11 protein-coding genes are annotated in these 13,521 nt (G+C 39.3%); all 11 read right to left on the bottom strand.

Features of this window, described 5'->3' with window-relative positions:
- Positions 1–1,003 precede the first annotated feature (1,003 nt).
- The gene (locus tag FS608_RS26190) at positions 1,004–1,711 is read right to left on the bottom strand and encodes a hypothetical protein (protein ID WP_144555506.1); all 708 of its coding nucleotides are present in this window, start codon (positions 1,709–1,711) and stop codon (positions 1,004–1,006) included.
- Between the two features lie 164 nt (positions 1,712–1,875).
- The gene (locus FS608_RS26185; protein ID WP_144555505.1) at positions 1,876–2,844 is read right to left on the bottom strand and encodes a carbohydrate kinase family protein; all 969 of its coding nucleotides are present in this window, start codon (positions 2,842–2,844) and stop codon (positions 1,876–1,878) included.
- 28 nt (positions 2,845–2,872) lie between these two features.
- Positions 2,873–4,348: a glycoside hydrolase family 32 protein gene (locus FS608_RS26180; RefSeq protein WP_144555504.1), complete on the bottom strand. Its 1,476-nt coding sequence runs from the start codon at positions 4,346–4,348 to the stop codon at positions 2,873–2,875.
- 58 nt (positions 4,349–4,406) lie between these two features.
- A complete protein-coding gene (locus tag FS608_RS26175; protein WP_144555503.1) occupies positions 4,407–5,858 on the bottom strand; it encodes a sucrose-specific PTS transporter subunit IIBC in 1,452 nt (483 codons plus the stop codon).
- A gap of 188 nt (positions 5,859–6,046) precedes the next feature.
- A complete protein-coding gene (locus FS608_RS26170) occupies positions 6,047–7,042 on the bottom strand; it encodes a LacI family DNA-binding transcriptional regulator (protein ID WP_144555502.1) in 996 nt (331 codons plus the stop codon).
- A gap of 169 nt (positions 7,043–7,211) precedes the next feature.
- Positions 7,212–8,705, bottom strand: a complete 1,494-nt coding sequence (locus tag FS608_RS26165) for a family 1 glycosylhydrolase (protein ID WP_144555501.1) — start codon at positions 8,703–8,705, stop codon at positions 7,212–7,214.
- Between the two features lie 101 nt (positions 8,706–8,806).
- Complete coding sequence (locus FS608_RS26160; RefSeq protein ID WP_144555500.1) at positions 8,807–9,127, bottom strand: PTS sugar transporter subunit IIA; 321 nt, start codon at positions 9,125–9,127, stop codon at positions 8,807–8,809.
- A gap of 89 nt (positions 9,128–9,216) precedes the next feature.
- Positions 9,217–10,557 carry a PTS cellobiose transporter subunit IIC gene (celB, locus tag FS608_RS26155; RefSeq protein WP_144555499.1) on the bottom strand — a complete coding sequence of 447 codons (1,341 nt, stop codon included), beginning with the start codon at positions 10,555–10,557 and terminating at the stop codon, positions 9,217–9,219.
- A 17-nt stretch (positions 10,558–10,574) separates the two neighbouring features.
- A complete protein-coding gene (locus FS608_RS26150) occupies positions 10,575–10,883 on the bottom strand; it encodes a PTS sugar transporter subunit IIB (protein ID WP_026565245.1) in 309 nt (102 codons plus the stop codon).
- Between the two features lie 195 nt (positions 10,884–11,078).
- On the bottom strand, positions 11,079–11,213 hold the full coding sequence (locus FS608_RS31495) for a hypothetical protein (RefSeq protein WP_260871832.1): 135 nt from the start codon (positions 11,211–11,213) through the stop codon (positions 11,079–11,081).
- A 138-nt stretch (positions 11,214–11,351) separates the two neighbouring features.
- Complete coding sequence (locus FS608_RS26140) at positions 11,352–13,277, bottom strand: BglG family transcription antiterminator (RefSeq protein ID WP_144555497.1); 1,926 nt, start codon at positions 13,275–13,277, stop codon at positions 11,352–11,354.
- Between the last annotated feature and the right edge of the window lie 244 nt (positions 13,278–13,521).

Below are 13,521 nucleotides of genomic sequence, written 5' to 3'. Positions count from 1 at the left end.
CAACATTGGTCGTCTTCGGACAGATTTGGTGATTTCAAAGGCAATCCTGTCCGAACATTGGTCGTCTTCGGACAGATTTGTTGATTTCAAAGGCAATCCTGTCCGAACATTGGTCGTCTTCGGACAGATTTGGTGATTTCAAAGGCAATCCTGTCCGAACATTGGTCGTCTTCGGACAGATTTGGTGATTTCAAAGGCAATCATGTCCGAACATCGGTCGTCTTCGGACCGCTTTCGTAGTTTCAAAGGCAATCCTGTCCGAACATTGGTCGTCTTCGGACAGATTTGGTGATTTCAAAGGCAATCGTGTCCGAACATTGGTCGTCTTCGGACAGCTTTCATGATTTCAAAGGCAATCCTGTCCGAACATTGGTCGTCTTCGGACAGCTTTCATGATTTCAAAGGAAATCGTGTCCGAACATTGGTCGTCTTCGGACAGATTTGGTGATTTCAAAGGAAATCGTGTCCGAACATTGGTCGTCTTCGGACAGATTTGGTGATTTCAAAGGCAATCGTGTCCGAACATCGGTCGTCTTCGGACCGCTTTCGTAGTTTCAAAGGCAATCGTTTCCGAATTATAATTCCTTCTGTAGATTTTTATGACTATATCGGTTCCAAAAACAACAATAATACCGAAAATAGCATAAATAAAAAAAGCATTAAACCAGAATAATCAAGGTTTGATGCTTTTTTGAGAAATAGTGATATTACATTAGGCCTTCCATTCATCTAAACATATATATTTATAATAGCTTTTAATTTTGTCGATACATACTCAGAATTTGTAGATATTTCCCGGGAATTTGTTGAAATTTGAAAAATAGTGAAATTTTAATTGATTATGGTCGTGGGGTAGAATTTCATTTGTATTGGGTATCGCAATGGTTTTTCTAATCTTTCTTTTTGTGGGTGCACAAGACACTTAGTATATCGCCTAGCGATACGAAAAAAATATATCGCCCTGCGATACGAAATACAAAATAGAGCCACCTAAACAGGCACTTTATTTTCGAAATATCGATAAAAGCCCTCCCCATTTTATTTTAGGTTTTTCTATTGCTTCTTCTAAGCGTTTATTAAAATCATTTTGTGAACGCCATTCTTTTTCCAGTTCGTCCCGTATATTTTGTATCTCTTTTTGTAAGGATTCACTTTTTTGTATTTCTTGTTGCATCAATGTTTCATAGTGTTTATTTTGTTGTTCAGTTAATTTTTCAATTTTTGCATTTGTTTTTTGCGCTGAGTTTGCAATACTAGAACTTATAACATGGTGATCTTGCTGAAGTCGGGAAACCGAGGTTTTCAGCCCTGACATATCGTTTGTCAATTGGACATTCATTTCACGTGCAGCAGCAAGTTCATTGACTAAAAACATTAAGACCTCTTTTAATTGATTGGGGTCTTGAGGTAAGTTCCCAAATATTTCCTGCACCGCGATCTCCGTTTCATTCGATCCTTCTAATCTTTCTTTTTGTTCATACACAATGTCCTTAGCCGTATCGTCTAGGGGCTTGTCCGTATCGCGTAACGCTATAAGCGCTTCGATATCAGATTGAACAAAGATACGTCGGTCGCCATCCTTCAAAAACTCATATCCATTCCGCTCTAAGATTTGCCCATACTTTCGAACAGTGGGCGTTGCAATCCCTACTTCTTCTGCCGCTTCTTTGGAAGAGAAAGCACGTTCATTCGGTTGTATATCACGTCGCATATCGGACCTCCTTTTCTATTAAATATGAAGGTTTTTAGACTTTTTTGCAAGACATATCGCCCTGCGATATGAAATGATTCTGCCCATCGATATGGGGGAAATATCTCAAAGAAATGAAAAGAGGCTTCCCAAACGTTCAAAGAACTAATGGAAAACCTTTGTTATCACTTTCCTATAAGCGCCTCAACTTCCCCCTTAGTCGGAAGAGCAGAGATTGCTCCTTTGCCTGTTGTGGTGAGAGCACCACTTGCATTGGCAAATTGCAATATTTCTGTTTGATTGCCCCGTAATACATCCTCGAGATTAGCCGGGTTTGCTTTCAATTCTAGCAATTGATATAAAAATCCGCCCATGAAGGCGTCACCCGCTCCAGTAGTGTCCACAGGATTAACTGAGTATCCTCTCGATTCAATCCTTTCATCCTTTAAAAACAAATCCGCACCAGCAGCTCCCTTTGTATAGACAACTGCCTTCACGTTTCCAACAAACAACGATTGAATAGCATCCGACTCATCTTTTATTCCCGTAATAAAATTTAGCTCTTCATCGGAAACTTTTACGATATCCGCAGTCGGTAGAAATTCGAGAATCGCCTTACGACATTCTTCTGGATTTTCCCAAAGCGGCAGCCGTACATTTGGGTCAAAGCTGACCAAGCCATCCGCATCTGAGACAGCCGCTATTGCTTTTTTATGCGCCTGTTTCATTGGGCTTTCCACAAGATCAACCGAGCAAAAGTGGAGAATATCTCCCGCTTGGAACCATGCTGGCACGATTTCCTCCTCACTTAACAACAAATCAGCGGAAGGATTACGGTAAAATGAAAAATCACGTTCCCCGTTTTCTTTTAACGAGACAAAAGCCAAAGCCGTATTCGCTTCCCCAGTTCGGTATACTTTGTTCATCTCAACACCAGCCTCGACAAGCTGCTCGACTAAAAAGTCGCCAAACGCATCGTTTCCTAATTTAGAAATCATCGCTGCTTTCTGCCCATATTTCGCAACGGCCGCGGCCACATTTGCCGGCGCCCCGCCAGGAGCCCTCTCAAAAGAAAAAACATCCTTTAAAGCCACCCCTTTTTGAAGTGGAATAAAATCAATTAACACTTCACCAATCGAAAAAAGCTTTCCCATTCTGTCACCTCAAGTAAGTCTAATAAATTTATATGATATCCCATTTAACAGCCTTTACCTTCGTTTGGCCACCACGAGCAAACACACGGATTCCATTACTATTTTTACCAGGAAAAATCCGTCCCGTAAATACTTCTTCCCCATTATTTACAAACACTTCGACAGAGGAGACATCCACAAAGATTCGGAACGAAATCTTTTCAGCGTCCAACCTACATTTCCTTACGGTACCAAACTCCTCAGCAAAAGATTCGCCCGACCCAGTCCGGTCAAATACAACCTTTTTCGCAACCGCATCGTATTTAATCACGGTTTTCTCTATTTCTCCGACTCGAAGTTCTAAACCAAACTCCTCTGCTGTACTATCAGAGAATTCCGCAAGAAGCTCATACACGTCTCCCTCGAAGTGATCCAAACTAACATTTTCATTATCTACTACTTGACTGGTTTCCACCTTTTCCCCGCGCAGCAATTCTAGCTCAGGCACTGGCTGCTGAACCAGCTTTCCATCTTTAACCGATAGCTCCCGAGGGAGTGTTAAACAGTGTGCCCACCCATTTTTATCAGTGGGATAATCAATCTCCGGTAATCCCATCCAGCCGACTAAAATCCGTCTCCCCTGATGATCCACCGTCGATTGTGGTGCGTAAAAATCAAACCCACGATCCAACTCATGAAATGCACCATGCTTTAATTCAATATTCTCTAGATCTATTGGACTTCCAATTACATACCCTGATTGATAAATGTTTTGATAATGATCGCCTTCCGCCTTTAACCCTTGTGGGGAGAAAAGGAACACACCTTGCTCGTCCAGCTCAAAATAATCCGGACATTCCCACATATAACCGAAATCTTCACCTAAACCAGTCTTCAATTCACCCGCAAACTGCCAATCTTTTAGATCACTAGTGCGATACAAGACGACACTTCCTGTCTCATTTTTCCTTTGAGCGCCAATTACCGCGTAGAAATGATCCCCATGCTGCCAAACCTTTGGATCGCGAAAATGATCGGTATAGCCACTTGGAATATCACCAATCACAGGTGCATCCATTTTCACAAGGCTTCCATCCGGATTCAGTACAGCCAAACATTGATACGGGTGTCGATTCCAATTTTCATCACGCGTGTTGCCAGTGTACATTAAATATAATTTCCCAGCATGTTCAATTCCACTTCCAGAATACGCCCCATGACTATCAAATTCATTCGACGGCTCAATGCCCATTCCAACATTTTTCCAATGAACAAGGTCTTTAGACTTCGTGTGATACCAATGCTTCAACCCATGAACCGGTCCAAGCGGAAACCATTGATAGAATAAATGATATTCCCCGTTAAAATAACTAAAGCCATTCGGGTCATTTAACAATCCTGTCAGCGGCTGAATATGAAAAGTCTGCCGCCATGGACATTGATTCACAAGTTTAGCTAACGCTTGAATTTCCTTTTCGTTTACGTCGTCCATGCTTCTGTATCGTTGTTCGGTTGTCCATTCCATGCTGATTCACTCCTAATACAGAAAGGAGAATCACTGGATTCCCCTTTTCAGTCTTTTATTATGCAGCTGCTTGACCAGATGTTTTTTTGTCTGCTATTTTTTCTTCTCTCTTCGCTAAAACAATCGTAACGATAAATGCTACGGCAAACGCAATGGCCATACCGATCACATAAGAAATAATTGAATCTGGACGAATCGAGATAATTCCTGGTATACCCGCTGCCCCTAACGCAGTCGCTTTAACCTTGAACACCGTAACAAAGCCAGATCCCACAGCAGATCCAATAATGGCACCGATAAAGGGATAGCGTAATTTCAAGTTAACCCCAAACATCGCTGGTTCCGTAATCCCTAATAAGGCAGAGATCCCAGCTGCTGAAGCGGTTCCTTTGATCTTGGCATTTTTCGTTGTCTTTAGCACAGCAAGTGTCGCGGCTCCTTGTGCAATGTTTGACATCGCCGCAATGACGAAGATAAACGATCCACCCGTTTTCACAACATCGGCAAGCAATTGCGTTTCTACCGCAATAAAGCTATGGTGCATACCTGTAATAACAATTGGTGCATAAAGTAAACCGAAGATGATTCCGCCAATAACACCTGTTGTGTCATATAACCAGACAATTCCATCTGTTAATAGATTACCAGCTGAGCGTGTTAGTGGTCCTACCAAGGTGAACGTTAAAACTCCGGTAATAAAGATAGACAATAATGGTGTTAATAGATTATCTAAAGCAGAAGGAACAACCTTCCGTAAAGATGTTTCAATTTTTGCTAGAATAAAAGACGCGGCAAGAACAGGAAGTACGGTTCCCTGATAACCCACCTTTTCAATTTCTAGGCCAAAAAGATTCCAAACAGGGACTTCATTTTTCAGTAACGCGGCACCGTAACCGTACCCATTTAATAAATCCGGATGAACCATTAGCATTCCAAGTGTGGCCCCAAGGAAAGGATTACCTCCAAACCGTTTCGTTGCTGAAAAACCAATTAGAATTGGTAAAAAGACAAAGGCTGCATTTGCAAAAGTATTAATGAGTGCAGCTAAATCCGCCATTTCTGGATTAGCATCCACTAAAGATTTTCCTTCAATAAACAAGTCTGGAGCCGTTAGGATATTGTTGATTCCCATTAGTAAACCACCAGCTACAATCGCTGGGATAATCGGAACAAAAATGTCTGACAGCATTTTGACGAATCGCTGAACTGGATTCAGTTTCTTCGCTGCCACGTCTTTCACATCACTCGTTGACATTTCCGTTTGACCAGACATCTCCGCCAAGTGCTTATAGACCTCGTTCACTGTTCCAGATCCTAAGATAATTTGAAACTGACCTCCCGTTGAAAAGGTCCCTTTCACAACATCCATGTTATCCAACGCTGCTTGGTTAACGATTGATTCATCATGTAAAACTAGACGTAAACGTGTGGCGCAATGCGCTGCAGCAGATACGTTTTCCTGACCACCAATGGCATTAAGAACTTCCCGTGCAATTTTTTTATGATCCATCTTAATCCCTCTCTTTTTCTTTGATTTGACTTAGGAACCGGTTCCAAAGTTAGGTAAAAAATAAAACCCTTCATTTACGGAACCGGTTCCAAAGTATAGTAAAAAAATAATTGATTAAAAGAGAAACCGAATTCGTTTGTTACCAAGTGAAAAGGTTCTCTTGATTGGAACCGGTTTCGTTGTTTTTATTATAGTGGACGATGAAAGAAATTGTCAACGCTTTCTCGCTCAATAATTTCAAATTTAGAAATGGTTACTTTTTCCACAGGGCGCTCATTAACTAACTCTACAATATGTTTTGCAGCCGTTTCCCCTGCTTCTTTGTAAAAAAACTTCGCCGTCGTCAAGCCCGGATGCATGATCTCTGTCACATCATATCCACCAAAACCTGTTAACGCAATATCTTTTGGAATTGTTAGCCCCTCTGAATACGCAGCCTTCATCACCCCAAGGGCAATATTATCGGTCGCACAAACAATGATAGAAGGTTGAAATTCATGGATGATTTCGATGGCACTAGCTTGCGCAGCTGGAATCTTGAACAAAGTCTCATAGAAGCGAACCTCACAATCCTCTACTTCTTGAATTGCCTTTTTAAAGCCCTGCTTTCGCTTCACTCCAACTGAGATATCCCGTTCCGTTACGCCTAGATAAGCAATTTTCCGATATCCTTTTTCAAGGACATACCGCCCCATTTCATAACCTGCGCAAAAATCATCATGAATCAGACTATAAAAATCCTCATGCTCTTGTCCTATTAGCAGAACAGGAACTTTAACGGCTTCAAACGCCTCGATATGCTGATCAGTGATTTCGGTAGCAAGCAAAATAATCCCCGCCATCTTTTGATTGGCAAAGCTATAAATGCTTTCAATCTCTCGCTCCAGATTTTGACTTGTATTGGAGATCAGCATTTGATAATTCATCTGCTTTAATTGCTCATCAATACCAATTAACGTTTGCGAAGAAGCGTAGGAATCAAGCCGAGGGACAATTGTGCCAATAATATTCGTTTTCTTCGCTTTCAAGCTCTGCGCAAATGGATTCGGAGTATACCCGGTTTCCTTGATCGCTTGTTCAATTTTCTTCTTCGTCGCTTCCCCAACAGAGCCGCCATTTAAAAACCGAGAAACCGTACTCTTCGCCACACCCGCAAGCTTGGCAATATCTAAAATTGTACTCATGATCCTCAACCTCATTACATTTCAAATTCATATACTCATTATAGTATCATGGAAAGTCAACTGCATTAAATTTTGAAGCCAGGATCTTGATGATTTAAGCGCGTAAATAAAACATAAAACAGATACTGAGCACCTGTTTTATGTTTTGTTAATCTTGATATTAATTAATCTAAAAACTAAGGTCTTCACCGTTAGTTGCAATCACTTTCTTATACCAATCAAATGATTTTTTCTTTGTTCTTTTTAATGTTCCATTTCCTTCGTCATCCATATCTACATAAATAAAACCATATCGTTTTTTCATCTCTCCAGTTCCTGCTGAAACTAAATCAATGCAGCCCCATGGTGTATAGCCCATTAATTCAACACCGTCTAAAGTAACCGCCTTTTTCATTTCTGCAATATGATCCCGGAAGTATTGGATCCGATAATCATCCTCTACATATCCATTCTCATCGGCTTTATCAATGGTTCCCATTCCATTTTCAACAATAAAGAGAGGTTTTTGATATCGGTCATAAAGTTCAGATAAAGTGTATCTTAGCCCAATTGGGTCAATAGCCCAACCCCACTCCGTTTTTTCTACGAAAGGATTTACATCCCCCATTTGTCCGCCGGTATCGGTATTCTGAACGATTTCAGTATGGTATACACTGCTGCGGTAATAACTAAATGATAAAAAATCTGAAGGATACGCCCTGATTATTTCATCATCCCCTGGTTCCCTTTTTATAGTTACCCCCATCTCTTCAAAGAAGCGGTCAGCGTAAGATGGATAATACCCTCTCATCATGATATCAGAATAGATCAGAGCTCCTCTTCGATAATCCAAAGCTCCAAATACATTTTCCGGCTTGCAATCTTTCGGGTAAATGCAGCTTAATGCAACCATACAGCCAATTTTTGCATCAGGAATAATCTCGTGACAAAGCTTATTGGCAAGGGCACTCGCAACAAACATATGGTGCTTTGCTTGAAAACGTACCTGCGCAGCAGCCTCCCTGGTTCCCATAAAGGCATAACCATTTAATACATTAATTTCATTAATGGTGATCCAATACTTAACTAAATCTTTATACCTTGTAAAGACTTCTTTGCACATTCTTAAGAAACAATCAATCGTCTCACGTCCGCCCCAACCATTAAAATGTTCAGCCAAATAAGCAGGAGTTTCAAAATGATAAAGAGTGACTAAGGGTTCGATATTATATTTTTTGCACTCTTTAAAAATATCCTCGTAAAATTTTAGCCCTTCCTCATTTGGTTGTTCTCCCTCAATTCCACCATTTGGGAAGATACGTGACCAACTAAGAGATAGCCGGAAACACTTAAACCCCATTTCTCCCAAAAGGGCAATATCTTCTTTGTAATGATGATAAAAATCAACCGCTTTATGGCTTGGATAATAAACATTTTCATCAATATAGCCTGATGCGCCTTCTGGTATCGTATCAACTTTCGGGTCCCCAGTAGGTCGTCGGTTTACCAATGTTTTTGTTCCATTATTTAACTTAATTGTAATTTTTCTCGGACGGTCTGCAGAACCATTTTTTATGAAGTCACTTGTTGCAAGCCCTCTTCCACCTTCATTGTATCCACCTTCATATTGGTTTGCTGCAGTAGCTCCACCCCATAAAAAATTTTCTGGGAATGTTTTTTTCATTTCATTTCAATCCCTTTCTAAGAATGAGTATGTGAAATAATCTTGAATAAAAAAAGCCCAGTATTGGGCAATTAAAAAGGACAGACGTTTTTTCAGTTGTTTTAAGCCTTTTTGATAAGTTTATGCAATTCAATGATTTCTCTCGCTAAATCTTTTAGGGTCAATGAGTTCATCAAATGATCTTGTGCATGAATCATAATAAGAGGAAGATTGAATTCATCTCCGCCTGCTTCCTTATGGATTAAATCAGTTTGAACATGATGTGCTTCATTGAATGCAGAATCTGCTTCGGCTAGTTTTGCTTCCGCTTCATCGAAATTACCTTCTTTAGCTGCATACATCGCTTCCATTGCTAAGCTTTTTGCATTTCCTGAATGAAGGATTAATTGAAATGCATGATTGTAAAGTTCCTCTTTATTCATGATTAACAGCCTTTCATATGATTTACTAGGAGAGGACAATATCCTCTCCTGTCAATTTTGGGTCCCAAAACTAATACCCCGTCTCTTTCTCAGGCGATAATTTCCTTTGCTTCACCTTTGTTCATCGCATCTTCTTCTCTCTTTTTCGCTTTATCATATATTCTGAAGAATGGAAGATAAATTACAAAAGAAATAGCAATGTTAACTACATTCATGATAGCACCTGAAATATGTCCACCAGAAGCAAGATATCCTGAGATAATTGGCGGCATTGTCCAAGGCACTGCAATACCGGATGGTTTTGCGACCAATCCCATATCCATTCCTAGGAATGTTACAATAACGGTAACTATTGAAGTAAGGACAAATGGAATGATCATAATTGGGTTTAACACGATTGGCATACCAAAGATTAATGGCTCGTTAATGTTAAATATACTAGGAGCAAACGCCAAACGACCAAGACTTTTCATTTGTTGGGATTTAGCAAACATGACCATTGATAGAACCAAACCAAAGGTTACACCTGTTCCACCGATGTGGACGAAGTTATCCCAGAATTGTTGTGTAACAATATGTGGTAGAGGTTGGCCAGCTTGATAGGCCGTCATATTGTCACCCATCGCACCAAACCAAATTGGTTCCATTACACTTTTAACAATGTTTGTCCCGTGTAATCCAGTAGCCCATAATAAAGTTACGAATAATTCAGCAACAATGGTTCCACCTAGGGTAAGACCTACCATTTTTAGCGGGTCACCTAAAAGGGTCGTAACTAAGCCATTGATACTTTGATAAGGAGTCAATTCAACAAGTAAACGGATTACCCAAACCACTAGAAGAACAAAAAATCCTGGAATTAAAGCTGCAAATGATTTACCAACACTAGGCGGTACACCCGCTGGCATTTTAATAACAATATTTTTTTTAACGGTCCAACGATAAATTTCTGTAGATATAATTGCAAACAGTAACGCAACAAACAAACCTTTACTGCTTAAAAAAGCTTTTGAAATAGCACCAGTTACCAGAACTCCCTCTTCAGCTCCAGCAGGAGTAAATAAGAAACTAAATGGTGTTGTCAACATGAAAGCAGCAACTGAAATAGCCCCTGCACTCATCGCGTCAAGTTTATAACTTTCTGCTAGCCGGTAAGCTACTGCGAATGCTGCAATAAGTGACATGATATTGAAAGTTGCATCTACTGGATAACTTAATTTTGCAGCCCATGTTGGGCCAAAAATAGAAGTCATCCAATCAGAATAACCTGGAATCGGCAAATTAGCCACGATCAAGAAAAATGAACCAATGACAATGAATGGCATGGTCGCGATAAGACCATCACGAAGAGCCAATAAGTGTCTTTGCGCACCAATTTTTCCTGCAACAGGCATGACTTTCTCTTCTAGAAAGCTGTTGAATTTACTCATTTTCTTTACTCCTTTTATTATTTATTATTGGCTAGATTTATAGCTGTTTTTAAAACTTCTGCTCCATTACACGTCCCGTAGTGGATTGGATTGATGGCATCCACTGGAATGCCCTTTTCTTCACCTAACTTTTTCATATTTGAAAGAAGGTATCTAACTTGAGGTCCTAAAAGAAGGACATCCGCATTGTCAATATGTTGATTGACTGAGTTAGCTGCAACTGCCCAGATTTTCCCTTCCAAACCTTGTTCTTGGGCTGCTTTTTCCATCTTGGTTACCAGTAAACTTGTACTCATTCCGGCTGCACAACATAATAAAATATTCATCGATTTATTCCTCCTATTATTCATAAAAGTTATTTTGAAAAACAAAACATTAATTAAACTAACAAGCTAATTAGCCATTGTTTTAAGAGTGCTTAACCTCTTTATGTTTTATAGTTTACGTTGAAAGCGTTTAATTTTACAGAAAGGTTTTTTCCGTTAGGTAACGGAAAAATAATAAAAATTGGCTGTGTTAAACTAGTCATTTGATTTCCGTTCCAGGCACTTCGCTTTCCGCGGGCGTGCCGGGGAGCCTCCTCGTCGCTGCGCTCCTGCGGGGTCTCCCCTGTCCCGTACTCCCGCAGGAGTCTTCGTGCCTGGAACGAAGGGCAACAGTGTGCCAAAATCAACATTAACCTTCCTTAAACACAGCCTAAAAATTATAATGAAGTTACTGTCATGTAAAGTTTAGCCCCAAACTAAAAAAGGGAATTCCTTTTGGAATACCCTCGTTCTTTTCCTATGCATAAGTTAAGATTCATTTAATATCTTAATAATTTCTTCAGCTGAGTCACTCTTTATAACTTTTTGGACCGTTGTACTGTTTTCAATTAGGGCAATGAGTCTTTTATACATCCTATCCAGATCACCCTCTGGTACTTTTCTTATGTTCAACAAGCAAATAAATTGAACCCTATGTTTGTCTGTCCATTCGATTGGCCTTTTTAATGTGCAAACGGTCCAAAATGTTTCATCTGTTTCCGGCGTAAGCGGATGAGGGATGGCCACAAGATTCCCAAAGCTAGTTGGAGCGACCTCCTCCCTTTCCAATACCAAATTCACATAATCTTTGGAGACGAGTTTTTGTTTGTATAATTCATCACACATAAAACGGATAACGCTTTCTTTATCCTTCAAGTCTTTATGAATAAAAACTTTCGATATATCTAAATAGCTCTGACCCTCACACTCTTTTCCTGAAGATACACCTTTCCTAATATTAGCAATATCTCCTTCCCCTAAAAACGTATTAACAACAAGTACTGGAACGCCTATCTCTTCTTTTATAGGGATTGTACTAATAATAAAATCAATAGACGATAGATCGTATTCTTTTAATTGATAATAATTGGTTGTAGACACAATATCTATTTCATCATTAAATTCATTTCGTAATCGATAAAACAAAAGCTTTGCACTTCCCACACCAGATGCACATACCACAAGTACCCTTTTTGCCCTTTTCTGCCTTGTCTTCATTCTTTCTAATGCCACTCCGATATGTAAGGCAATATAAGCAATTTCGTGTTCTCCTACTTCTCTCTCCAAATATTCGTCGATGCATCTGCTCGCAATGGCTGCCCCCTCAAAGGCACTAGGATATTTTCGTTTAATTTCCTCTAATAATGGATTCCGAATGTTCATATTATAGCGTAACCTGTTCATTGCAGGCCGTATGTGCAAAGTCAGCGCTTGAATGAATTCGGTATCGTCTTGGAAATTCCAATTTAATTCGTTTTTCAATCTTTCCAGCATGCAATGAATGATGGTGCCCAATTCATCAAATTTACTAAATTCATTCAACGTATTCTTATGAATTAATTTTGTCCCCAACAAATGGACAATAATATAGTCAATCTCAGATTTGGGAAATTCCAAATCCGTAAAATCTTCTACCTCTTTTACAATTTCATTGGCCACTATTTTTTCAAATGGATATTTTCCTATTAAATCTTGTTGAAGGTTTTCAATGACAAATCCTTCTTCAATTCTCTTGCATCCTATTGTGATATGGGTTGCCAAATTTTCGAGTGCTATGTCTGATACCTCAATTTTGTATTCATTCACTTTTTTTATGATCGTTTCCTTTACCTTTTCAAACAGATTTTGATCCAAAAGTTGAAAGGAATTACTGTCAATGTTTAAGTTGCTATTTCGCCGTAGAATATTATTTGAAAAACATAGCCGCTTCATATATTCATCGCCTTCTGCCTGGGAACCATGATGCGGTCTAGTAACTAACTTTAAATGATAACTTTCCAATAATTCACGGACGATTTTTAAGTCATTTTGAAGCTTTGGCTTGGAAACAAATAGCTCTTCTTCAAGACTTTCTAATTTTATAGGTTCCTTTTCTAATAAAAATCGTTTTAACATATACAAAACCCGATTTTCCTGTTCAGAAAAATCAGATTGGCTTTCATTTATTGGATCATTCGCATTAGAAATAAACTCCTGCTCAAACACTTCATAATCCCTTATATCTAATAGATACCCTTTTCCTCGAACTGATTCAATAATGATTCCTAGCGAAGTGGATTGTGATTGAAGTTCTTTGATCTCGGTACGAATAGTTCTATCACTCACACCAAGTTCTTTGGCCATCCATTCGGCTGTAACAGGTTCTTGCTCCTTCATTAAAGATAATACGATGTCCTTCTGTCGTTTCGATACCATTTATCTACTCACCTTTCCTAATGAGTTGATCATCATACAATTAACTGCTTTCCATCTTCTGAGGTATAGCACACTAATTAAATAATAATAACAGTTTATCTCTTAAAATGAATGTTATATCTCCCCGTCTAAAAGTTCAATTTTCTTTTAACTGTTAATAAATTTATACAAAATAATGGATAGGCTTGGATTTTGGGATGATTTACAAAAACTGCACATCTCTAAATAATCATAAAAAAGAGGC

It is taken from the genome of Bacillus sp. X1(2014), from assembly GCF_007678255.1.
Note: the sequence above shows the minus strand (reverse complement) of the source record. Positions and strands in the feature narration are given on the sequence as shown.